The organism is Kocuria sp. (assembly GCF_030536815.1).
Taxonomy (GTDB): Bacteria; Actinomycetota; Actinomycetes; order Actinomycetales; family Micrococcaceae; genus Kocuria; species Kocuria gwangalliensis.
Genome location: NZ_JAUNPE010000011.1, coordinates 13,206 through 35,546, shown reverse-complemented (window position 1 = coordinate 35,546; position 22,341 = coordinate 13,206). Strand labels below are relative to the sequence as shown.

Below are 22,341 nucleotides of genomic sequence, written 5' to 3'. Positions count from 1 at the left end.
GAGTACACGGGAACCGCGTGGATCACTTACATGGGTAACGCCACCGGCATCCCGGACAAGGAAGAACAGTGGCAGGCTGTGCATGATGCGGACCTGGAGAACGGACTCACATGGGGCAGGCCCGCGCCGCTGAACAACACGTACGCATTCGCGGTGCGTAGCGAGGCGGTGCCCGAACTGGGCAACATTTCCAAGCTCTCACAGATCGGGAGCCTGCCCGTGGCCGAGCGGACGCTGTGCGTGGAGGCGGAGTTCAACTCCCGGCAGGACGGCTTGGATCCCATGCTGGAGACCTACGACATTCCGCGGGGATCCTCCAACGGCATTCCGGACGGCAACATCGGCGTGTACGACACGGGCGCTGTGTACACGGCGACCGATGATGGCGACTGCAACTTCGGTGAAGTTTTCACAACCGATGGTCGCATCGACGCCCTGGAGCTGACCGTCCTGGAGGACGATCGCAACTTCTTCCCGGCGTACAACGCGGCACCGGTGTTCAACTCGGAGACTCTGGAGGAGTACCCGCAACTGCAGGAAGTCTTTGACCAGGTCTCACCGCTGTTGACCGATGAGACCATGCGCCAGTTGAACCTCAAGGTGGATGTGGAAGGTCAGGAACCCGTGGACGTGGCCTACGACTGGATGGTTTCCGAAGGCCTCATTACTGCCGAGGACTGATCGGCGCGGGTCCGAGCTCCCATCACCTTTCCGGGGTCAGCCCGGGTCTGAGGACGGAGTCTGAATGCCAAGGGCGCGGCGTCGTCGTAAGACAGATGAACGGTTAAAAGGGGCGGCAGCCGCCCGAAGGCGGCTGCCGCTATTTCCATCCGTCCAGGAGGCCACTGTCCGGGCGGAGATTAGTGACGGTTCTCAGGAACCGTTGGACAATTCGGACACGAGACGACCCACGTGTCCCTTCGCGTCGACGCGGTATTCGGCGTTCGCGAGCGTGCCGTCTGCGTTCACGACGAACGTGGAACGCAGGGGGCCCTCGGAGGTTTCACCGTTGATGGTGCGTTCACCCCACGCGCCCCATTCCTTGGCGGCTGCGTGATCGGGATCGGAAAGAAGCGTGTAGGGGAGGTGGTACTCCTCCACGAAACGGTTGAGTTCTTCCGGGCTGTCCCCGGAGACTCCGTACACGTCGTAACCCAGGCCCTTGATGGCGGCCAGGTTGTCGCGGAAGTCGCATGCCTCGGTGGTGCACCCCGGCGTGAACGCCTTGGGGTAGAAGTACACCACTGCGCTGCGCTCGTTCTGTTCACCGAGGTTCACGGTGTTGCCGTCGTGTGCGGTGAGGTTGAGGGCGGGGGCGGTGTCGCCCGTAGCGAGTTCGCGGGACATGGTTGCTCCTAGGTGTTTGGTGGTTCCGGCGGGATCCGCGATCAGCGGGTCAGGATCCGGGACAGTGCTGCTCCGATGCAAGCAGCAGATACGGCCAGAGTCCACATTTCAGCGGAACGGTTCTCGATCTTGCTGCTACCGGCGGAGAAATCCGGGTCCAGCGTATCGCCGGTGTACTTGAAGTAGGACACGTGGGCTGCAGTGGCAGGTGCGTTCGACATTTCTCATTCCTTTCATCATCCGGAAGCTATTTTCCGTAATACGAAATATACTGTAATCTGGGTCACAGGTCAAGAGGTTTGCTGAAAAATTTCGTGGTATTGCGCGGGTGCGCAGGAAAGACCCCGTGGGTCGGCTGCCCGAAAGATGGTGTTGAGGCTCTGACTAGCTGCTATGTGCACATCGGGCGGCGGGGCGACGGCATCCGGCATCGGCGCCTGAGGGGTCGATGCGCCATGGCGTGGGCAGTGTGGCGTGAGATTTCGATGCGGGGAAGCCTCGTGTGAGGAAAAGGCGGCTGCGAAGCGCCAGGGGAAGGAAGTGCAGCTTGAGCGCACTTTTTCTGCATGTTCATCACCTAAGACTGCGGGGCTGTAGGTTCCTCACTCCACACTGCTGGGGGGTGCGGTAGCGCGAGGGATGCCGCGCATTGCAGCCACGGTCTGGCTATGAATAGTCCTGGCCATACACGAGCCCCTCTAGTGGCTGCGCACGTACCCCAGGTGCTTGTCGACCTGTTTCTTCAGGGTCTTGCCGTGCAACCAGCGGCCCAGGTTGTCCTCGAACTGTTCCGCCAGGGTGGTTCGCCAGCCGACCACATCCCCGCTCATGTGCGCAGACATGTGCACGTTGGGCATGGCCCAGAACGGGTGGTCGCGGGGGAGAGGTTCGTGCTCGAAGACATCCAACGACACCGCCGCTATGCGTTCTTCTCGCAACGCATTGACCAGCGCCGGTTCGTCCACGAGCGCTCCGCGTCCCACATTGACCACGTGCGCTGACGGTTTCATGCGATGGAGGACTTCACTGTTCAGTAGTCCCCGCGTGGCGTTGGTCAGGGGCGCGATCAGCACCAGGTGGTCGACCTCGCCCACGTGGTCCGCGAGGTCCGAGCTGGCGATGACCGTCCCGAAATCCTCGTCGCGCTCGCGACCGGTGCGTCCCGCACCCGTGACCTTCAATCCTGCCGCACTCAACAGTCGGGCGGTGGCGCGGCCGATGCCGCCGGTGCCAACCACTAGTGCCCGCTGCCTCGCGGTCTGCTGGAGTTCGCGATGCTGCCATTCCGCCTCGCGTTGCAGTTCCTTGCTGCGGTGCAGTTGCTTGTCGTGGGCCAGGATCGAGGCGAGCACGAACTCGGCAATGGGCACGTCAAAGGCGCCGTGGGCATTGGTCACCGTGATGTCCGAGACGCGGAGTTCGTCGAACAGCAACGAATCCACGCCGGCCGCCGCCACGTGGATCCACTCGAGGTCCGTTGCGGACTGCCACGCGTCCCGCAGGGCTGTGGAGAAGAAATCCCAGACCAGTAATACCTGCGCGCCGGGTAGGGCTTCCGGTAGTCGGTCCGCGTCCGCGTAGACGACCTCGGCCAGTGTCTCGATCTCCCGCGCATTGGGTAGGTCGGGGACGCCGGGGGAGGTGAGCACTACGAGTTTTGGGCGCCGACGTCGCTCGCTCCCGGCGGCGGCGTCGCTTGCCAGGGTTGCCCGCTTCGTATTGCCGGTGCCCTGAGGTGCGCGAGCTGGCGGCCCGGCGGTGCTTGATGTGTTGTCCGGGTGGTTTTCGGGTGTTTGTTTCGGCTCCACACTTGCACCCTAGGGCAATCCTCTGATTGTTGACAATCATTCGATTGCGCCGGGACAATGTGACCCATGACATCTCTGAGCCCCCTCCTGAAGCAGGCAACTCCGGTTGTGGTCGATCACGCGTTGGGCAGTTGGATCTACGGCACGGCCGGTAGGGAGTACCTGGACTTCACCACGGGCATTGGCGTGACCAGCACCGGTCACTGTCACCCCAAGGTGGTTGAAGCAGCGCGGGAGCAAGTGGGCAAGGTGATCCACGCGCAGTACACCACCGTGATGCACAAGCCGTTGTTGGAGTTCACGGAGAAGCTCGGGGAGGTGCTGCCTACGGGGTTGGATTCGTTGTTCTTCGCCAACTCGGGTTCGGAGGCGGTGGAGGCGGCGGTCCGGTTGGCTCGCATGGCCACGGGTCGTCCCAACATTGTCGTTTTCCAGGGTGGGTTCCACGGTCGCACGGTCGCCGCGGCGTCCCTGACCACCGCCGGTACCAAATTCTCGGCCGGTTTCTCGCCGCTCATGTCGGGCGTGCACATGTCCGCGTTCCCCTACGCCTACCGCTACGGCTGGGATCAGGAGACCGCCGTGGGCTTTGCGTTGCAGGAGCTCGACTACCTGCTGACCACGCGCACGGCCCCCAATGACACCGCGGCGTTCCTGATCGAACCGGCGCTGGGGGACGGCGGCTACATCCCCACGCCCCCGCGATTCCTCGAGGGACTGCGCGAACGAGCCGACCGCCACGACATCCTCCTGATCTTCGACGAGGTGCAAGCCGGGGTCGGGCGCACCGGCAAGTACTGGGGACACCAACACTCCACCGCGCTGCCGGATATCCAGATCATGGCCAAGGGCATAGCCTCGGGCTTCCCGATCTCGGCCATCGCCGCGTCGAACGAGCTCATGTCCAAGGGCTGGCCCGGTTCGCAGGGTGGCACCTACGGCGGCAACGCGGTCTCCGCGGCGGCGGGCGTGGCCACCCTTCAGGTTGTGGAGGACGAAGGTCTTGTCGAGAACTCCCGGGTCCGCGGCGACCAACTCCAAGCCGGACTTCTGGACATCCAGTCCCGCTATCCGGTGATTGGTAACGTGCGCGGGCTTGGCCTGATGCAGGGCATCGAGTTCACCGCCCCGGACGGCTCACCGGATGCCGCCACCGCCGCTGCGGTGCAGCAGGCCACAACCGACCAGGACCTCCTCACGCTCACCTGTGGGCCCGCGGGCAACGTGGTTCGGTTGATCCCCGCGCTCGTGGTCACCGAACGCGAGATCGAGCAGGGCCTCGAACGGTTCGACGCCGCTCTGGCCGCCGTCACGGCGTCTGCTGGCTCGGCTGCCGGGAACTGAGGGCGCCCATGACGCCCGCAGCAATTCCGGTGGTCACCCGACTTCGCGAAGTGGGAATTGAGGTCGACCCCTCCGAGCGCCGCACCTCCGAGTACGCCTACGATGCCTCCAACTACCGTGTGCGACCCCTCGCCGTCGTCTTTCCGCGCGCCGTGGATGACGTGGTCGCTACCGTGCGCGCCTGCGCGGCAACTCGCACCCCCGTTGTCAGCCGGGGCGGCGGAACGTCCATGGCGGGCAATGCGGTGGGGCGCGGCGTCGTCGTCGATTTTTCGCGCCACATGGACCGGATCCTGGAGGTGGACCGGGAGGCCGGCACCGTCAACGTGGAACCCGGCGTGGTGCTGGCGACCCTGACCCGCGAGGTCGAGGCCGCGACGGACGGCAAGCTCACGTTCGCGCCCGATCCGTCCTCGAAGAACCGAGCCACGGTGGGCGGGGCTACCGGCAACGACGCGTGCGGCAATCACTCCGTGCGGTACGGGCGGACGAGCGATCACACGGTCGAGATCGACGTCGTCACATCGGACGGGGCACGGCTGACCGCCACCGCGAGCGAACTGCGTGCCACGGATCCGTCCGACCGGGCGTCGGTGCGGCGAGCCGAGGAACTGAGCCGCGAACTGCGCGCGCTTGCCCACAAGCACTTGGCCGCCTTCCGGCTGGAGCTCGGCCAGATTCCGCGCCAGGTCTCGGGATACCACCTGCAGAATCTGCTCCCCGAGAAGGGTTTCAATGTGGCCCGCGCGCTCGTGGGCTCGGAAGGGACGTGCGCGCTGGTCGTGGGCGCTCGCATGCGATTGGTGGCCAAACCCGCCAGCGCCCTGTTGATCTGCCTGGGCTACGACACGGTCGTCGACGCCGCTCGCGACGTGACCACGATCCTCGAGTTCTCGCCCGCTGCGGTCGAGGGGACCGACAAGGCCATCGTGGAGACCATGCGCTGGCGGCGCGGGCCTGATTCCGTGACCGGTCTGCCGGAGGGCAAAGCCTGGCTGTTCGTGGATCTGGACGGCGACACAAAAGAGGCCGTGAGCGCACAGGCGGATGAACTACTGGAGCGGCTTGCCAAGAACCGCCGGCTCGTGGAGGGCATCGCGGTTCCCGATCCCGAGGAACGCGCGAACCTGTGGCGGGTCCGCGAGGACGGCGCAGGGCTCTCATCCCGGCTGGCCACGGGCGGGGAATCCTGGCCGGGCTGGGAAGACTCAGCGGTGGCCCCGGAAAAGCTCGCCGATTACCTGGCCGATCTGCGCGAGCTGCTGAGCGACTACGACCTGGACGGCGTGATGTACGGGCACTTCGGGGCTGGGTGCATGCACATTCGCATCACCTTCGACCTGCGCACCGAAGCCGGGCGGGAGGTGTACCGGAACTTCACCCGCGACGCCGCCCATCTGGTGGTCCGGCACGGCGGCTCGCTGTCCGGCGAACACGGCGACGGTCGCGCCCGTTCCGCGCTGCTGCCCCTCATGTACTCGCCCGAAGTGCTCGACGCCTTCGCCGCGTTCCGGCGCGCGTGGGATCCCACGGGGCTGCTGAACCCGGGGTCGATCGTGGAACCTGAATCCATTGACGCGCACCTCGCGCTGGAGGGCGTCCCCGATCGGGAATGGCGCACGAGCTTCGACCTGCAACCCGTGGGGGCGGCGGAAACTGCCCGCGAGTCCGGGCAGGCCGCGCAGCCTGATCCCTGGGTGCACGCCGTTCAGGGTTGCATTGGCGTGGGGCGGTGCCGCGCGGACAGCGGCGGCGTGATGTGCCCCAGCTTTCGGGCGACCCACGACGAGAAGGACTCCACACGCGGCCGCGCTCGGGTGCTCCAGGACATGGTGCGCGGTGCCGAGACCGTGTCCGAAGGGTGGAAATCCAACGACGTGCGCGAGGCCCTCGATCTGTGCCTCTCCTGCAAGGCGTGCGCCACGGACTGCCCCGCCGGCGTGGACATGGCCACCTACAAGTCCGAATTCTTCGACCACTACTACGCGCGTCGGATCCGCCCGCGCTCCCACTACTCGCTGGGCTGGCTGCCGCGCTGGCTCGTAATCGCGGGCAGAATCGCGCCGCTCATCAACACGGTCCTGGCCACGCCCCTGGGCAGGGTCGCCGCGTGGCTCGGCGGTCTCACCACGCGCCGCGCGCTGCCGAAATTCGCTTCCGCCGGGCAGTGGCGTACCGAGGTCGACGACGCCGCTCGCACCGGGCGGCGCCGTAAGGTCACCGCCGCCGCTCGAACCCTTCCACGCGGTGGTTCCCGAGGCCTGTCGGCGTCCATGTTCGATGGCGCCGCTTCCGTTCCCACCCCTTCCAGCAGCGCCACGTCGAGCAGTTCCTCGACCGGCGGCGACCCTTCCCACGGCGCCGTGTTGTTCGTGGACACCTTCACTCGCGGTTTCCGACCCGAGGTGGCCGGTGCTGCTGCCCGTGTTCTGGCCGGGGCGGGGGAGACGGTCGAGTGCTCGGCGGATGTGTGCTGCGGCCTCACCTGGATCTCCACGGGACAGTTGGGGACTGCCAAGAAAATGCTGACCAGGGCGGCGTCGGAATTGGATGACGGCACCGACCGCCCCATCGTGGTGATCGAACCCAGCTGTGCCGCGGCACTGCGCAAGGACCTGCCCGAACTCGTGCACACCGAGCAGGCGCAGCGGGTGTCCCGCCGGGTGACGAGTTTTGCCGCCTACGTGACATCACTGGCCGGCGAGGATCGGTTGGCGGAACCGGCGCGGCCGGTGCCGCAGAGCGCCGTCGTACAGACCCACTGCCACGAGTACTCGGTGTTCGGCCCCGCGACCCAACGCAAGGCGCTGGCAGCCGCGGGAGTGGCTGAGGTAAGCGAGGCGAACGGGTGCTGCGGGGTGGCCGGCAACTTCGGTTTCGAGGCCGAACACTACGAGGTCAGCATGAAGGTCGCGGAAACGTCTCTGGCCCCGGCCCTGCGCGCGGCGGCACCGGACACCGTAGTGCTCACGGACGGGTTCTCGTGCGCGATGCAGGTGAACCAGCTGGATCCCAGCAGCCGCGGCACTCACATTGCCGAAATCCTGGACCCCGGACCTCCGATTACTGAAACCCCGACCGCTGGAAACCGGACCACCGGAAACCCAACCACATAAATCTCAGGCATCGGGCTCTAGACCATCGGGCTCGCCATCTTCGACCGAAGGAACTCTGATGAGCACTCACACCACCGAACACCGCACCTCGCAGGCCGCGCTGGACGCGGTGGCCACGGTCAACACGGGCACGTTCATCGACGGGCAGTGGGGCGAGGCCGCCTCCGGAGCCCGCTTCGACGTGCTCAACCCCGCGACCGAAGAGGTCATCGCCACCGTGGCCGACGGCGGACCCGAGGACGCCCGGCGCGCCATCGAAACCGCAGGGCGCGTCCAGAAGGAATGGGCCGCCACGCCCCCGCGCGAACGCAGCGAGATCCTGCGCCGCGCCTACGCCCTGATCATGGACCGCCAGGACGAACTGGCCCTCATCATGACCACGGAAATGGGCAAACCGCTGGCCGAAGCCAAGGGCGAGGTGGCCTACGCGGCCGAGTTCTTCCGCTGGTTCTCCGAAGAAGCCGTGCGGATCGGCGGCGACCAGACCATGACCGGTGACGGCAAGAACCGCATCATGGTGTCCAAACAACCCGTGGGCCCGTGCGTGCTGGTCACGCCGTGGAACTTCCCGCTGGCCATGGGCACCCGCAAGATCGGACCGGCCATCGCCGCCGGCTGCACCATGGTGTTCAAACCCGCGAACCTCACCCCGCTGTCCTCCCTGGCCCTGGTCGACATCCTGATCGAGGCCGGGTTGCCCGCCGGGGTGCTCAACGTGGTGTGCACGAAGAAGGCTTCCTCGGTGGTCGGTCCGTGGATGGCCAGCGGGATCGCTCGCAAGGTCAGTTTTACCGGATCCACGGAGGTGGGCGTGCGACTCCTGGAGCAAGCAGCGGAGCACGTCATGCGCTCCTCCATGGAACTGGGCGGTAACGCGCCGTTCATCGTCTTCGAGGACGCGGACCTGGATCGCGCGGTCGACGGCGCCGTGGCCGCCAAGATGCGCAACATGGGCGAGGCCTGCACCGCGGCCAACCGATTGTTCGTCCACCGCTCGGTCATGGACGAGTTCTCCCGCAAGCTCGCCGAGCGGCTGGGTGGGCTTTCGGTGGGCGACGGCGCCCAGGACGGGACCGACGTCGGGCCCCTGGTCGAAGCCAAGGCACTCGACAAGGTCCAGGAGCTCGTGGACGACGCCGTGGCCAAGGGCGCCACCGTGGAATGCGGCGGTTCCCGGCCTGACCGCCCCGGCTTCTTCTACAGCCCCACCGTGCTCTCCGGCGTGGATCCGGGATCGCAGCTGATGACCGAGGAGATCTTCGGACCCGTGGCACCCGTGATTCCCTTCGACTCGGAGGATGAAGTGGTCGAGATGGCCAACAACACCCCGTGGGGACTCGTGGGCTATCTGTTCACCCAGGATGTGGACCGCAGCTTCCGGGTGAGCGATGCTCTGGAGGTCGGCATGGTCGGTCTCAACACGGGCATCGTCTCCAACCCCGCCGCACCGTTCGGCGGTGTGAAGGCCTCCGGGCTCGGCCGCGAGGGTGGTCGCGTGGGGATCGAGGAGTTCCTGGAGTACAAGTACGTGGCGGTGCCGCGCACCTGAGGCTGGTGCGATGCGGTTCCGGGGCACTGGATCCCGGAACCGCGGCGCGGCATCGGGCCTTGCACGGACTAGGGGTGCAACTCTCGTGCGTGGTGAGCGTCTCTAGGCTTGCCAGCTACGCGTCGTCCGTGGTCAGGCGCATCACTGCGTCACGCATGTGTTCGAGCAGCAGTCGATCCACGCGGGCTTCGTCCGCGTCACGGATGGCCTCGGTGATGTCTCGGTGCTCTTCCAATCGGAAGCTGTGGGACGCGTAGCGAGTCTCGAGCGCGGTCATGCACATGCGGGTCTCCACCATGAGGGTGTCGTGCATACGGATGAGGCGGGGACTTTCGGACAGTTCCACGAGCAACGCGTGGAATGCGACGTCGGTTTCCGTGAGGGCGGCAGTGTCTCCGCGATCGATGGCCGCGGACATCTCATCGACTTTTTCCAGCAGGCGGTTGGCTCCGGCCTCGGGGTCGCCCGCGATGACCCGTGCGGCGGCCGCGCGCTCGACGGCGTTCCGAGCGAGATAGAGGTCGCGAACGTCGTCGTCGGTGACCTCGATGACGAACACGCCGCGGTTACGCACGCTGAGCAGGAGACCCTCCTGCGTGAGGCGCTGCATGGCTTCGCGCAGTGGGCCGCGGCTCACGCCCAGGGAGCGGCTCAATTCCATTTCATTGAGCTGCTGGCCGGGTGCCAGTTCGCCGTCACCGATGGCTCGCCGCAGTTGCCTGGCGATCAGAGACGGTGTGGTTTCTTGCACCACGGGGCGTAGCAGATTGCCGGGCATGGCGGCCTCCGGTCCGGGGCAAACACAAGGGTTTGCAGGTCAACGTCTTACGTACCGATAAGCCTAGGGGTAGGATTGTCGACAATCAAACGGTTCGAGCGTCGGATGCGTCACGGCCGTAGACCCCGGTGCGCCAGCAGGTGCCCGTTGAATTCACAATGGAGGTTTCCATGAATTCGCAACACCAGGCCGATCCGCCGCACGATCCACGTGGCGCAAACACTCACGATGGCACCGCTCACCTTCCGGAACCGGACGCCCAGACGGTGCGCCGTGCGGTGGCCGCATCTGCTATTGGTAACGCCACGGAGTGGTTCGACTACGGCGTTTATGCCGTCTCGGTCGTCTACATCACCCAGAACTTCTTCCCCGGTGAAGCCGGCACCCTGCTGGCGCTGAGTACTTTTGCCCTGTCCTTCCTGGTCCGGCCCCTGGGCGGTTTGTTCTGGGGCCCGCTCGGTGACCGGCTGGGTCGCAAGAAGATCTTGGCGCTGACCATCATCCTGATGGCCGGTGCCACGTTCTGTATTGGCATCCTGCCCACCCACGCGACCATCGGCCTGGCGGCCCCCATCCTGTTGGTGCTACTGCGCGTGATTCAGGGCTTCTCGACCGGTGGTGAGTACGGCGGTGCGGCCACGTTCATGGCCGAGTACGCCCCGGACAAGAAGCGAGGCTTCCTGGGCAGCTTTCTTGAGTTCGGCACCCTGGGTGGCTTTGCCCTCGGTTCGCTGATTGTGCTGATGGGCGAGGTCATCCTGGGCAACGAGGCCATGATGGAGTGGGGCTGGCGCATTCCGTTCCTGTTGGCCGGTCCCATGGGCCTGATCGGCCTGTACCTGCGATCCAAGCTGGCCGACTCGCCCGTGTTCCTGGAACTCGAGGAGGCCGGCCACTCGGAGGAATCCGCGGGCATGGCCCTCAAGGAACTGATCACCACGTACTGGCAGCCCATGCTGATCATGTCCGGCCTGGTGGTCTCCGTGAACGTGGTCAACTACACCCTGCTCAGCTACATGCCCACCTATTTGGAGGGCCAGACGGAGATGTCCGCGCAGACGGTGCTGACCATCATGTTCATCGCGCAGTTCGCCATGATGGTGGTCATTCCGTTCGCCGGAACGCTGTCCGACAAGTTCGGGCGTAAACCCATGTGGTACTTCTCGCTCATCGGCTTGATCGTGATGTCGATCCCCATGTACATGCTCATGGCCAACGGCTTCTGGTGGGCGCTGCTGGGCTTCGCGGTGCTGGGTCTGCTCTACATCCCGCAGCTGGCCTGCATCTCGGCCACGTTCCCGGCGATGTTCCCCACGCAGGTCCGTTACGCCGGCTTCGCGATCACCTACAACGTGTCCACCGCGATCTTCGGCGGCACGGCACCACTGGTCAACGAGGCGCTGATCGAGTCCACCGGCAACCCGCTGATCCCCGCGTTCTACATGATGGGTGCGTGTGTCATCGGTTTGATCGCCGCCAAGTTCATGAAGGAGACCGTGGGCGCGTCACTGCGCGGTACGGAGATCCCGGAGACGGGCAAGATGCCCGTGGTCAACAGGTAAGCGCTCTCGCGGAGAATCAGCGCGACAGCAATCGCAACGCGGCCAGGGTGTACGCCCTGGCCGCTTGCGTTAACTCGCGAACGCTCACGGACTCATCCACCTGGTGGGCCTGGTCATTGAGGCCACCCGGGCCCAAGACCACCGTGGGTACTCCGTGGTCGCGGGCGATGAATCCGCCGTCGCACGCGGCCGTCCAGCCGCCGATCGACGCCGTTCCGCCCACGTCCGCAACTGCTGTGTGCACGGTGCTGACCAGCACATGATTGCGGTCGGTGCGGAAGCCCGGCATGGACATGGTGATCTCGATGTCCATGGAGATCCCGTCGCCGGTGATCCCGGCCTCGTCCACGGCCTTGCGGAGCTCGCCAAGGATCTGTTCCGGGTCCTCGCCCGGCATGAGTCTTCGGTCCAGCCACACGTGGCACGACGGCGCCACCATGGAGGTAGCCCGGCCACCCTCGATCTTGCCCACATTCCATGTGGGTGATCCCAGTAATGGATCAGTTTCACGCGCGTGCTTTTCGTGGTCCTGTTTGACGAGCGTGAGGAGGGCCGCGGCGGCGTCGATCGCGTTGCGCCCGTCCGCCGGCCGCCCGGAATGTGCGGGGACGCCGGTGATCTCGACCTCGAGGTATGCATCCCCGCGGCACGCGATCACGGTTTGCAGATCGGTCGGCTCGGCCACGATGCAGCCGCAGAACTCATGCCCCAGCCCGCGCGCGGCCAGGTGACGGATCCCGAGGCCCAGGTCCTCTTCATCCACGGTGGACGACAACCGCACGGGCCCGGAGAGCTCCGCACCCGAACGGCGCAGCGCATCCATCGCGACGAGTACCGCCGCCAGCCCGCCCTTCATGTCCGTGGCACCGCGGCCGTACAGCCGATCGCCCTCGACCTCCGCGTTGTAAGGCTGCCTTGTCCACCCGGGTCCGGCGGGCACCACATCGGAGTGGCCCAGGAACAACAACCCCGGCCCGTTCGCCACGGGGCCGCCCACGGGCACGTCCACGTCCACATTGGGTCGCCCAGGGGTGACGACGTCGCGGCGGGCCAGTAATCCCCGCTCGCTCGCTGCGTGCTCCAAGGCTTGGGCGGTGAGTTCCTCGGTGCCCCCGGGATTCTCACCGGCGGTGTTCACCAGGGTGCACGTGAGTTCGACCAGTTCATCGGGGTCGATGAGATCGAGCACGGCCCGTTCCTCCGGGGTGCACTGAACATCGTCACTGGTCATGAGGATCTCCGTTCATGTGTGGTGCCTGTTCAGGACCGCCACGTTGACTCCCGGTTCCGTGCGCGCTCGGCCCCGGTCACGGCGGCGGCTTGCCCGTGAGCGATCGGGGCAGGTTTACCCGTCGACCTCTTTGCGGGCGATCTCGAGGGCTCGAGCGAGTCGTTGCAAGCCTTCTTCCGTGCGTTCCGGGGTGCTCGCGGCGAAGCACAAGCGGAACGCGTCCTCGAACTGACCCGACGGCGACAGCGCAGGACCGGGAATGAACGCAACGCCCTCGGCCAACGCGATCTCGAACAAGCGTGAGGAAGACACCCGAGCGTCGTCGCCCTGGAGGGTGACCCACAGGAAGAAGCCGCCATCGGGATCGGTGGTGCGCACGCGATCGCCCAGGTGCCTGGCGATGGATGCGTCCATGGCTTCCTTGCGCCGCTTGTACTCCGTGCGCAGGCCGGCAAGGTGCTCGCCATAGCCGCCGCGCGCGATGTAGGCGTTGATGATGTGCTGGGCCGGCACATTGGCGCACGTGTCCATGGCCTGCTTGCCGGCGATCAGCAAACTGCGCAGGCGGGGATCCGCGTTGATCCAGCCCACGCGCAGGCCCGGGGCCAGGATCTTGGAGAAGGTCCGCACCGAGAAGATCAGGGGATCGTCCGGGCTGATCTCTCGGAAACCGGGGACGGGATCGCCGGAGAAGCGCAGGGCGCCGTACGGATCGTCGTCGAGGATCATGGCGCCCCATTGGTGCGCGAGGTTCAGCAAGCGGCGTCGTCGATCTTCGCTCAGGGTGGCGCCGGACGGGTTCTGGAAGTTGGGGATCGTGTAGATCATGCGGGGCGTGCGGCCGGTCTCTGCGACCAGGGTCTCGAGGGCGTCGATGTCCATGCCGTTGTCATCCACGGGGACTTCCAGGACGTCCGCGCCGTAGCTCAGCGCGGTGCCGGAGCCGTTGGTGTAAGTGGGGCTCTCCACGACCACCAGGTCACCGGGATCCGTGAACAGTTTGAACGCCAGGTCCAGTCCCTGCATGCCACCGGAGGTGATCACGATGCGTTCGGGGTCGGTGGACCCACTCGAGAACTGCTCGGTGACCGTGGTGATCAGATCCGGTTCTCCCTCGGTGGCACCGTAGGTGAAGCTCGCGTCCGTGAGTACCTCGCCAGCGATCTGCCGGAACTCTTCCGTGGGAATCACTTCCGCGGCGGGCGCCCCCATCGCGAAACGCACGATGTCGTGGGTCTGGGCCGCCAACAGCGAGGTGGAGGAATCGATCACGGAGCCAACCAACCCGTCGGCGCGGGAGGCGAGCGGGAACAGGCCCTTGTCGGCCGGGCCGGAGATGCCCGCGGTGGGGTTGGGGTCCAAGGAACGGACGGTGGTGATGTGTGGCGTGGTGCTGGTCATGAGCTCACTTCCTGATGATCTGGCGGGGGAAGGACGTGAACGTTTCCACCCCCGTGCTGGTCACTCGGATGGTCTCCGAAACTTCGTAGCCGTACCCCGTCATCCACATGCCGCAGATGAGGTGGAAGGTCATGTTTTCCTCGAGGATGGTCTCGTCCTCGGAGCGAATGCTGATGGTCCGTTCGCCCCAGTCGGGCGGGTAACCGATGCCCACGGAGTAGCCCAGACGACTGTGTTTCTCGAGCCCGTAGGCGGCCAGTTTCCAGTTCCAGGCACTGGCCAGTTCGCGGACGGGCGCCCCCGGGGCGATCGCGTCCAAGACGGCCTGCAAACCTGCGGCCACTGCCTCTTCCAGCCGCAGCATCTCAGCACTGGGTTCGCCCAGGGTCACGGTGCGGGCCAGGGGTACGTGGTAGCGCCGATGGACGCCGCTCAACTCGACCACCACGGCGTCGCCGGATTTCAAGATCCTGTCCGACCACGTCAGGTGAGGTGTGTCTGCGGAGGCGCCGGTGGGCATCATGGGGACGATCGCCGGGAAGTCACCCCAGGCGTCGTCGTCGCCCTCAGCCTGCGCCGCGGCGATTCGGGCGGCCACTTTGTTCTGGGGGACACCGGGTTCGATGGCATCGATCGCCGCTTGCATCGCGGCGGTGGTCACCCTCGCTGCGAGACGCATGTAGTGGATCTCGGATTCCGACTTCACGGATCGCACCCAGTTGACCAGCTCGAAGCAGTCGACCAGGAGCCACTCGGGGAGGGCATTGATCAGGGAGCGATAGCCCTTGGGGGAGAAGAAGTGCGCGTCCATTTCCAAACCCACGCACCCGTGGGCAGCCGGGGCGACCTGACCGCGCCGTCGTAGGGCGAACGCCACCCAGTCGAAGGGGTGCAGGTGCGGGCGCTGAACGTAGCGTTCCGGGTAGCCGATGATCTGGTGCGGCGGTAGCCACGAAGTGCGGAACGCTCCCTGGGCATCCATTTCGCGGAGGAACAGCAGGATGTCTCCCTCGGCGGGGATGAACAGCATCTGCGGAACGTAGAACGACCAGGCGTCGTAGCCGGTCAGGTAGAAGAGATTGGCCGGATCCGTCACGATCAGCGCGGACAACCCCTGCTGCGCCATCTTCTCGCGGACACACCGCAACCGTTGCTCGTATTCCAGGGTCGTGAAAAGCGGCGAGCGGACATCCGCGGGGTCGGGCACGGCCTCCGTTGCGGGGGCCGGATCAGGGGAGGGGTAACCCTCAGACACGTCCCATGTGCTCATGGTTCATGATTGAAGGAAATCCGCCTATTGTCAACAATCAAGCGAGCCGTGCGAAAGACAGGGTGGCCGCACGATCATCAGTGCGGGTGCGGCATTGACGTGCAGAAGGGGTGTTGTGGGTCATGGCGCATCGGGCCGGATGAGGCGGGGCAGGATGGTCGGACGGGGAGCCTCATGTGAGGGAAAAGCGTGACTTCGTCTGCTGAATGGCGGGGTTCTTCGGTCGCTTCGTGGCGGGGTCAGGTGACACCGATGACCAGGGTGCTCTGCGCGGCTTCGATGACGTCGTTGGTGATGGTGTCGAGTTCGTTGATCTTCAGGATCCGCTGGATCTGGGGGAAGAGGCGTTCGAGGAGCCGGAAGTTGCCGCGGGTGATCCGTGCCATGGCTTGGGCGTCGGTGAAGTCGTCGGGGTCGAGGGTCTTGCCGAGGGATCGCCAGTGTCTCTCGAGGACGAACAGCAGTTCGTCTTGTCCCAGAGACCGGTACTGGTGGGCGAAACCGACTCGGCTGTAGAACTGGGGGTAGTGGCTGAACTGCTTCTCCAGGCCGGGCACGCCGATCAGGATCAGGACGATGTCGTAGCGATCGCGCAGCAGTTCCAGCGCGGTGGGGCGCAGACGTTCGGCCTCGTCGACGATGATCAGCTCCACGTAGTTCCTGCCGTCTCGCCATCCCCAGGCCTCGGGAGTGGCCGTGCCGGGAGGTACGAGATGCTGCTCGATGCACATGTTGGTGCGGGTGATGGCTTGGGTCAGCTCGTCCTTCAGGGTCCGCGGGGTGGTCAGCACGCTGGGGGTGTAGAGCACGGTGCGGCTCCGGTTCAAGGCGGCGTAGATCTTGGCGTCGTTGTCGGAGCGCGGCCCCCAGTAGGTAGCAGGTCATGAGCCTTCTCGTAGTGTGCGTAGCGGCGCGCGGAGAGCGTCTTTCCTACGCAGGCTGATCCGAAGCACAAACCGATGGTGTGCCCGCGGCGCACGGCGTCGGCGAACTCGGTGAAGCGGCGGTGCTCCTTGGTGACGATGAAGCGCTGGCTCACCTGAGGTCCTCCTTGTAGATCTTCAACGCCGACCTCGGCGCCGGAGCCGGTGCTTCGGTGATCCGTGGCGTCTCGGTAGGTGCGGCCACGAGGGCGATGCGTTCGTTGATGCCGGCTCGCAGCGCTCGGCGGCGGGCGTTGCGCGCGGCCTGGATCTCCTTGAGGCTGACCTTTTGATCGTGGTGCTCTTGGTTGACGGCCTTGCAGACGAATTCGTCGTGATCGAAGACGCGGATCTCGGTGATGTCGCGGGGGTCGTAGCGGATCACGACCGAGCGTCCGACGTAGCCGGCCAGAGTTGGCGAGACGTAGCGCAGGCCCTGGAAGCGGATGCCATCGCGGCGCACGACGCGGGTCTTGGCGACGGTCAACAGCAGTCCGTCGAGGTCTTCCAGGCTCTCGGGCATTCGGGGCAGCCAGCCAACGGCGATCCACGCGCTGCGCGGGGAGGTTCCGAGCTCGCTGTGCGTGCGGTCGTTGTAGGTGGCCACGAACGCCTCCAGGGCGCTATCGAGGTCGGCCAGGGACAGTTTCGGTGTCGGCCAGGGGTGCCCTTCGGTGATGTGTCCGGGCAGGGTGGCGAGTAGCTCGGTGTTGATGGTCCCGAAGAACCGCTCGATCTTGCCCCGTCCCTGGGGTCGGGCGACGGTGGAGTGGATCAGTCGGATATGGAGGTCGACGGCGGTGTGGGCGAGCTGGTCACTGGTGAAGTCGCTGCCGTGGTCGACGTAGAGCACGTCGGGCAGGCCGCACATCGGCCAGGCCGGGTCGGTCTTGTGCCAGATCGCTTGGCGCAGCGCCAGGGCGGTGTTCATCGCCGACGGTGCGCCCAGGAAGACTGTGTAGCCGCAGACCGCCCGGGAGCAGTCGTCGAGGATCGTTGTCAGCCATGGCCGTGCGGGCTTGCCGTCGGTGCCCACCACCAGGATGTCGAGCATGGTGTGGTCGGATTGCCACATCGCGTTGGGCAGCTCTGCTTGCCGGCGTAGCACCAGCTCGTGCTTGTCGCGGTAGGACGCTGCGCCCTCCAGGGCGAGGGTGACCATGCCGGGATCCAGGGTCCGCACGATGTCCCAGACCACCGAGTAGGAGGGGACCGGCCACCTCCGGGCGGCACAGATGCCGGTGACTTTGCGATGGATCGTGGCGATGGCCGGCCGCGGCTTGCTCAGTGCCAGGCCCTCGATCAGGTCGACGAGGTCGGGCGGAAGGCGGCGGGTGCCGGCGTCCGCCCGTGAGGCTGTCTCCAGTCCGGCGTAGCCGTCGGCGCGGTAGCGGGCGTGCCAGCGCTCCAGGGTCCGCAGCCCTACATCGGTCTCGCGAGCTAAGCGCGCGAGGGGCACCTGGTCCTCGACGTGGAGCCTGAGGATTCGCCACCGCGCTCGAGCGTCCACGACGCACCTACTGCAAGGCGTTCTCGCGCCCGCGCTCGGCGCGCTGAAGGGCGCGGTAGACCGTGGAGCGGCCCACGCTGAACAGCTCGGCCAGCTCGCCCACGGTGTGCTCGTCGGCGGCATGTAGCTGGACGAGGTGAGCCTCCTGCCGGGCAGTCAGCTTTGGTGACTTCCCGCGCAGCCGGCCCTTGGCCTTGGCGACCTTCATCCCCTCGCGGGTGCGGGCACGGATGAGGTCGGCTTCGAACTCGGCGACCATCGCCAGCACGTTGAACAACAGCTTCCCCATCGGGTCGGTCGGGTCATACACCGATCCGGCGATGCTCAGTTTCACTTCCCGCGCCGCGAGATCGTCGGCGATCTGGTGGGCATCACGGACCGAACGGGCCGGCCGATCGAGCTTGGTGACCACGAACGTATCGCCGTCCCGACAGGCAGCCAGCGCCTGCCGCAGGCCCTCACGGTCGGCATTGCGGACCGTGAGCCCGTGATCGACGTAGATCCGCTTGGGATCGACGCCGAACGCCACGAGCCCTTCCCGCTGCGCGGTCAGGTCCTGCTCGTCGGTGGAGACTCGGGCATAGCCGACCTTCAATGGGGACATGTTCCCCGGTGTGTCACATAGCCTCCCTTCACCGGACAGTTCACCGGACGGGTCTTACGGGACAGCCCGCCAGGCGTGCCGTCGTTCCTCTCGATAAGTAGCGGTGGTGTCCGGTGAGGGTTCCCCTTACGGGCATGCGATCTGGGCTGACGCCTGTGACCGAGTGTTCAGTGCGCGCTGTATAGTTCAGTCCATGCTGACTATTGCTTCGCGTCTCGACGTGATGAACCGCCTGGGTCGTGCACTGGCCGACCCCACTCGATCCCGGATCATCTTGACCCTGCTCGACCATCCCGCTTACCCGGCGGAACTGGCCCGAGATCTGGACCTGACACGCCCGAACGTGTCCAACCACCTGGCATGCCTGCGCGATTGCGGGATCGTCGTCTCCGAGCCCGAGGGTCGTCGGACACGATATGAGATCGCCGATTCGCACCTGGCGCAGGCGCTGACGGCACTGGTCGATGCCACCCTGGCAGTGGACGAAGACGCCCCGTGCATCGATCCCGCCTGCTCGCTTCCCGGATGCGACGCAGCTGGGGAGGGCGCATGATCCTCACCTCGGTCTTGCAGGCGATGGGCCTGTTCGCAGCGACCAACATCGACGACATCATCGTGCTCTCCCTCTTCTTCGCGCGAGGGGCAGGCCAGCGCGGCACTACCGCCCGCATTCTGGCCGGCCAGTACCTCGGATTCGCCGGCATCCTCGGTGCCGCGGTCCTGGTGACCATCGGCGCCGGAGCATTCCTGCCATCGGCAGTCATCCCGTACTTCGGTCTCATCCCTCTGGGCCTCGGCCTGTGGGCCGCATGGCAGGCCTGGCGCGGAGACAATGACGACGATGACGACGCCAAGGTTGCCGGCAAAAAGGTCGGCGTGTGGACAGTCGCAGGCGTTACCCTTGCCAACGGCGGCGACAACATCGGCGTCTACACCCCCGTCTTCCTCAGCGTGGAACCTCTCGCAGTAGTCGCTTACTGCATCGTCTTCCTCGCGCTCGTCGCGGTCCTGGTCGTCCTGGCAAAGTTCGTCGCCACCCGCCCACCGATCGCCGAGATGCTCGAACGCTGGGAGCACATCCTCTTCCCCATCGTTCTCATCGGCCTCGGCGTCGTGATCCTCGTCAGCGGCGGGGCCTTCGGACTCTGACGTAGCGGCAGCGAGCCAAACGACCCCGACTGGGCACACACCTCTCGGTTCAGACCGCCACACCTACCCGCAGCCAGTCCTGCGTGAGCGCGGCGACAAGGCCGCCACGGAGCGCTGCAATAACCCCGCCACCAAGCGAACGAAGCCACAGAAAAGCAGGAGCGAAGTCTCAGGGGAGGGAAATGCAGATAGCGGGCACCTTTTCTGCATCTTCATCACATGAGACTGCCGTGCTGCAGGTTCCTCACATCAGACTGGATAGGCCGCGCTAACAGGCTGCGCCGCGGACACATGACGGGACCCCGGGCGGTTGGACAAGCTTGAGCGTGTGCCGGTCCCTGCACCTATGTCGGTTAGGACACCAAGATCGACGCCGCCAGTTCCCCGGGGATCTCCACGGTTTCGGTGCGGTCGGACCGGCGCAGTGTGACGGGGCCGGGGTGGGAGGAGTGCGTATCGCCGCCGGAGGGAGCGGAACCGCTGATCACTACGGTCGCACCCGGCATGAGCCCGGCATCGTAGAGGGAGCTGAGCAACTCCGTGTGGGTCTGCACTGATTCCGAGATCAGCTCCAACGTGTATTCGCGCTCGCCGTCGGAGTGGGGCGCACCAGCTTCGGCAGCATCCGCGCCAGTTCCAGCACCCGTGCCAGCGCCACCGGGCCGAACCGAATCAGCACCAGCAGTATCCGCCTCGGCACCACCAGAAGCAGCACTCGTCTGCGCCACCGCATCCAACAGCGAGACACCCTCGGGGTTCTGCGTGAACGCCCCGTGGATCGGGGTGCCGTACGGGGAGGTCGTGGGGGAGGCCAGCAGTTTCTCGAGCAGCACCTCTACCCGGTCGCTCATCACGTGTTCCCAGCGGCAGGCTTCTTCGTGCACGTAGGGCAGCTCCAACCCGATCACGTCCGCCAACAAGCGCTCGGCCAGCCGGTGCTTGCGCATCACGGAGGTGGCCTGCTCACGACCCTGCGCGGTCAGGGACACCGTGCGGGTGCGAATGTCTCCTTCGGAGAGCGCCATCAACCCCTTGCGGCACAGCCGCTGCACGGTTTCGGAGACTGTGGGGCCGGTGTGGCCCAGGCGCTCCACGATGCGGGCGCGCAGGGCGGGGATGCCCTCTTCCTCGAGCTCCAGCACGGTGCGCAGGTACATCTGGGTGGTATCGATCAAATCTGTCATGGCGCGCTCCTAGCTGTGGAACCGGTCCTTCTCCAACGAAGAATCCCAAAGATTCTGCCCGGGCTTCACAGTATGAACCGTGAAACCCGGGCAGGCCACCACGGAGTGGAAATCACACGAGTCCGCGATTGAGCAGACGGCCCGAGGGCTTCTTGTAGTCGACTTCCTTGCCGCCCACAAAGGTCTTGCGGACCTTACCGGAGAGCACCTTGCCCTGGTACGGCGTGATGGGGTTCTTGTGGTTGAGCGCCTTGGCGTCCACCACAAAGCTCTCGTCCTGCGCGAAGACGGCCATATCGGCGTCGTAGCCCAGGGACAGGCGACCCTTGGAACGCAGGCCCACTCGCTCGGCCGGGCGAGTGGACATCCACTGGAGGACCCTGTCCAGGCCCACGCCGCGGCGTCGCGCTTCGGTCCAGATCAGCGACAGACCCAGCTGCAGGGACGAAACGCCGCCCCATGCCACGCCGAAGTCGCCGTTACCCAGATCCTTGAGGTCCAGGGTCGACGGCGAGTGGTCCGAGACAATGAAGTCGATGGTGCCGTCCAACAGACCCTCCCACAGCTTCTCCCGGTTGGAGACTTCGCGCACCGGCGGGCAGCACTTGAACGCGGTGGCGCCGTTGGGGATCTCCTCGGAGAGCAGGGTCAGGTAGTGCGGGCAGGTCTCCACGGTGATGTCCAGACCGTCGCGCTTGGCGGAGGCGATCATGGGCAGCGCGTCGGAGGAGGACAGGTGCAGGATGTGCGAGCGCGCCTCGGTCCAGCGGGTGCGCTCGATGACCTCGGCGATGGCAATGTTCTCGGCACCGCGCGGGCGGGACTTGAGGAAGTGCTCGTACACGTCACCGTTGGGCTGCGGGGCCTTGTCGATGGTGCGCGAATCCTCCGCGTGCACGATCAGCAGCGAGTCGAAGGTCTTGACCTCGGCCAGCGCCTCCTCCATCTCATCCGCTTCCAGGTGCGGGAACTCGTCCACGCCGGAGTGGAGCAGGAAGCACTTGAAACCGAACACGCCGTCGTCGTGGAGGGGGCGCAGGTCCTGCTTGTTGCCGGGGATTGCACCGCCCCAGAAGCCCACGTCCACGAACGCGTTCTGCTGCGCGAACAGCCGCTTGTACTCGAGCGCGGCCACGTTCACGGTGGCGGGCACGGAGTTCAGGGGCATGTCCACGATGGTGGTCACACCGCCGGCCGCGGCGGCGCGGGTTGCGGAGCCGAAACCCTCCCACTCGGTGCGGCCGGGCTCATTGACGTGCACGTGGGTGTCCACGAGGCCGGGAATCAGGGTTTCGTCCTCGGCGAGCTCCACAACCTGGGCGCCCTCGAGGTTCGCGCCGAGCGGTTCGATCGCCACGATCTTGCCGTCCTTGACGCCCACCTCGCGCGGGGAGAAGTGATCGCCGCACGAGACCCGCTTGCCGCGCACCACCAGGTCGTACGTCCCGGCCTGCTGACCGGTGATGCGGGCCTCGGTGGGCTCGTCCGATTCCGTGAGCTTGTTCTCCGCCTTGTACGCGCGGATCAGTTCGCGCACGCGCTCGGCACTGTTGACCTCGTGGGCA

General features: G+C 65.9%; 18 protein-coding genes and 1 pseudogene. 7 read left to right on the top strand and 12 right to left on the bottom strand.

Features of this window, described 5'->3' with window-relative positions; translation table 11 throughout:
• A partial coding sequence (locus Q4E95_RS02615; protein ID WP_303381816.1) for a glycine betaine ABC transporter substrate-binding protein occupies nt 1–681 on the top strand: 681 nt, incomplete at its 5' end.
• Nucleotides 682–873: 192 nt separating this feature from the next.
• Here the strand turns inward: Q4E95_RS02615 and Q4E95_RS02610 are convergent.
• The 3 genes from Q4E95_RS02610 to Q4E95_RS02600 form a co-directional block, all read right to left on the bottom strand.
• The gene (locus tag Q4E95_RS02610) at nt 874–1,347 is read right to left on the bottom strand and encodes a peroxiredoxin (RefSeq protein WP_303381815.1); all 474 of its coding nucleotides are present in this window, start codon (nt 1,345–1,347) and stop codon (nt 874–876) included.
• Nucleotides 1,348–1,388: 41 nt separating this feature from the next.
• Nucleotides 1,389–1,568 carry a hypothetical protein gene (locus Q4E95_RS02605; protein WP_095797624.1) on the bottom strand — a complete coding sequence of 60 codons (180 nt, stop codon included), beginning with the start codon at nt 1,566–1,568 and terminating at the stop codon, nt 1,389–1,391.
• 477 nt (nt 1,569–2,045) lie between these two features.
• Nucleotides 2,046–2,996 carry a D-2-hydroxyacid dehydrogenase gene (locus tag Q4E95_RS02600; protein ID WP_303381814.1) on the bottom strand — a complete coding sequence of 317 codons (951 nt, stop codon included), beginning with the start codon at nt 2,994–2,996 and terminating at the stop codon, nt 2,046–2,048.
• Between the two features lie 225 nt (nt 2,997–3,221).
• Between Q4E95_RS02600 and Q4E95_RS02595 the strand changes: the two genes are divergently transcribed.
• Genes Q4E95_RS02595 through Q4E95_RS02585 form a run of 3 tightly spaced genes read left to right on the top strand, consistent with a single transcriptional unit; the run spans nt 3,222 to nt 9,164 of the window.
• Nucleotides 3,222–4,499, top strand: a complete 1,278-nt coding sequence (locus tag Q4E95_RS02595) for an aspartate aminotransferase family protein (protein ID WP_303381813.1) — start codon at nt 3,222–3,224, stop codon at nt 4,497–4,499.
• An 8-nt stretch (nt 4,500–4,507) separates the two neighbouring features.
• On the top strand, nt 4,508–7,615 hold the full coding sequence (locus Q4E95_RS02590; RefSeq protein WP_303381812.1) for an FAD-binding and (Fe-S)-binding domain-containing protein: 3,108 nt from the start codon (nt 4,508–4,510) through the stop codon (nt 7,613–7,615).
• A gap of 58 nt (nt 7,616–7,673) precedes the next feature.
• Nucleotides 7,674–9,164, top strand: coding sequence for an NAD-dependent succinate-semialdehyde dehydrogenase (locus Q4E95_RS02585; protein WP_303381811.1), 1,491 nt, complete (start codon nt 7,674–7,676; stop codon nt 9,162–9,164).
• Nucleotides 9,165–9,279: 115 nt separating this feature from the next.
• On the opposite strand, the gene Q4E95_RS02580 is transcribed toward Q4E95_RS02585, so the two are convergent.
• Nucleotides 9,280–9,942, bottom strand: a complete 663-nt coding sequence (locus Q4E95_RS02580) for a GntR family transcriptional regulator (RefSeq protein WP_303381810.1) — start codon at nt 9,940–9,942, stop codon at nt 9,280–9,282.
• A 170-nt stretch (nt 9,943–10,112) separates the two neighbouring features.
• On the opposite strand from Q4E95_RS02580, the gene Q4E95_RS02575 reads away from it, so the two are divergent.
• A complete protein-coding gene (locus Q4E95_RS02575; protein WP_303381809.1) occupies nt 10,113–11,504 on the top strand; it encodes an MFS transporter in 1,392 nt (463 codons plus the stop codon).
• Between the two features lie 16 nt (nt 11,505–11,520).
• Here the strand turns inward: Q4E95_RS02575 and Q4E95_RS02570 are convergent, their stop codons facing one another.
• From Q4E95_RS02570 to Q4E95_RS02545, 6 genes and pseudogenes are all read right to left on the bottom strand, one after another.
• Nucleotides 11,521–12,735: a M20 family metallopeptidase gene (locus tag Q4E95_RS02570; RefSeq protein WP_303381808.1), complete on the bottom strand. Its 1,215-nt coding sequence runs from the start codon at nt 12,733–12,735 to the stop codon at nt 11,521–11,523.
• Nucleotides 12,736–12,849: 114 nt separating this feature from the next.
• Entirely contained in the window at nt 12,850–14,136 is a 1,287-nt protein-coding gene (locus tag Q4E95_RS02565) for a PLP-dependent aminotransferase family protein (RefSeq protein WP_259912821.1), read from the bottom strand.
• Nucleotides 14,137–14,140: 4 nt separating this feature from the next.
• Complete coding sequence (locus Q4E95_RS02560) at nt 14,141–15,406, bottom strand: M24 family metallopeptidase (RefSeq protein WP_259912819.1); 1,266 nt, start codon at nt 15,404–15,406, stop codon at nt 14,141–14,143.
• Nucleotides 15,407–15,645: 239 nt separating this feature from the next.
• Nucleotides 15,646–16,445 (bottom strand): annotated as a pseudogene (locus Q4E95_RS02555) (AAA family ATPase).
• On the bottom strand, nt 16,442–17,839 hold the full coding sequence (locus Q4E95_RS02550; protein WP_303381807.1) for a Mu transposase C-terminal domain-containing protein: 1,398 nt from the start codon (nt 17,837–17,839) through the stop codon (nt 16,442–16,444). Before Q4E95_RS02550 ends, Q4E95_RS02555 begins: the two are co-directional and overlap by 4 nt.
• A 7-nt stretch (nt 17,840–17,846) precedes the next feature.
• Entirely contained in the window at nt 17,847–18,443 is a 597-nt protein-coding gene (locus tag Q4E95_RS02545; protein WP_303381806.1) for a recombinase family protein, read from the bottom strand.
• A gap of 193 nt (nt 18,444–18,636) precedes the next feature.
• Between Q4E95_RS02545 and Q4E95_RS02540 the strand changes: the two genes are divergently transcribed.
• Together Q4E95_RS02540 and Q4E95_RS02535 are read left to right on the top strand one after the other, a co-directional pair.
• Complete coding sequence (locus Q4E95_RS02540) at nt 18,637–18,996, top strand: helix-turn-helix transcriptional regulator (RefSeq protein WP_006590980.1); 360 nt, start codon at nt 18,637–18,639, stop codon at nt 18,994–18,996.
• On the top strand, nt 18,993–19,592 hold the full coding sequence (locus tag Q4E95_RS02535) for a cadmium resistance transporter (protein ID WP_303381805.1): 600 nt from the start codon (nt 18,993–18,995) through the stop codon (nt 19,590–19,592). The genes Q4E95_RS02540 and Q4E95_RS02535 overlap by 4 nt, the downstream gene beginning before the upstream one ends.
• A gap of 353 nt (nt 19,593–19,945) precedes the next feature.
• Here Q4E95_RS02535 and Q4E95_RS02530 read toward each other — a convergent pair whose 3' ends face one another.
• A complete protein-coding gene (locus Q4E95_RS02530) occupies nt 19,946–20,776 on the bottom strand; it encodes a metal-dependent transcriptional regulator (protein ID WP_303381804.1) in 831 nt (276 codons plus the stop codon).
• 112 nt (nt 20,777–20,888) lie between these two features.
• Nucleotides 20,889–22,241, bottom strand: coding sequence for an allantoinase AllB (allB, locus tag Q4E95_RS02525; protein WP_303381817.1), 1,353 nt, complete (start codon nt 22,239–22,241; stop codon nt 20,889–20,891).
• Nucleotides 22,242–22,341 lie beyond the last annotated feature (100 nt).

Coding starts and splice junctions, on each gene's coding strand:
- Q4E95_RS02610 (WP_303381815.1), bottom strand. CDS start 1,347: ATGTCCCGCGAACTCGCTACGGGCGACACCGCCCCCGCCCTCAACCTC.
- Q4E95_RS02605 (WP_095797624.1), bottom strand. CDS start 1,568: ATGTCGAACGCACCTGCCACTGCAGCCCACGTGTCCTACTTCAAGTAC.
- Q4E95_RS02595 (WP_303381813.1), top strand. CDS start 3,222: ATGACATCTCTGAGCCCCCTCCTGAAGCAGGCAACTCCGGTTGTGGTC.
- Q4E95_RS02590 (WP_303381812.1), top strand. CDS start 4,508: ATGACGCCCGCAGCAATTCCGGTGGTCACCCGACTTCGCGAAGTGGGA.
- Q4E95_RS02585 (WP_303381811.1), top strand. CDS start 7,674: ATGAGCACTCACACCACCGAACACCGCACCTCGCAGGCCGCGCTGGAC.
- Q4E95_RS02580 (WP_303381810.1), bottom strand. CDS start 9,942: ATGCCCGGCAATCTGCTACGCCCCGTGGTGCAAGAAACCACACCGTCT.
- Q4E95_RS02575 (WP_303381809.1), top strand. CDS start 10,113: ATGAATTCGCAACACCAGGCCGATCCGCCGCACGATCCACGTGGCGCA.
- Q4E95_RS02570 (WP_303381808.1), bottom strand. CDS start 12,735: ATGACCAGTGACGATGTTCAGTGCACCCCGGAGGAACGGGCCGTGCTC.
- Q4E95_RS02565 (WP_259912821.1), bottom strand. CDS start 14,136: ATGACCAGCACCACGCCACACATCACCACCGTCCGTTCCTTGGACCCC.
- Q4E95_RS02560 (WP_259912819.1), bottom strand. CDS start 15,406: ATGAGCACATGGGACGTGTCTGAGGGTTACCCCTCCCCTGATCCGGCC.
- Q4E95_RS02545 (WP_303381806.1), bottom strand. CDS start 18,443: ATGTCCCCATTGAAGGTCGGCTATGCCCGAGTCTCCACCGACGAGCAG.
- Q4E95_RS02540 (WP_006590980.1), top strand. CDS start 18,637: ATGCTGACTATTGCTTCGCGTCTCGACGTGATGAACCGCCTGGGTCGT.
- Q4E95_RS02535 (WP_303381805.1), top strand. CDS start 18,993: ATGATCCTCACCTCGGTCTTGCAGGCGATGGGCCTGTTCGCAGCGACC.
- Q4E95_RS02530 (WP_303381804.1), bottom strand. CDS start 20,776: ATGACAGATTTGATCGATACCACCCAGATGTACCTGCGCACCGTGCTG.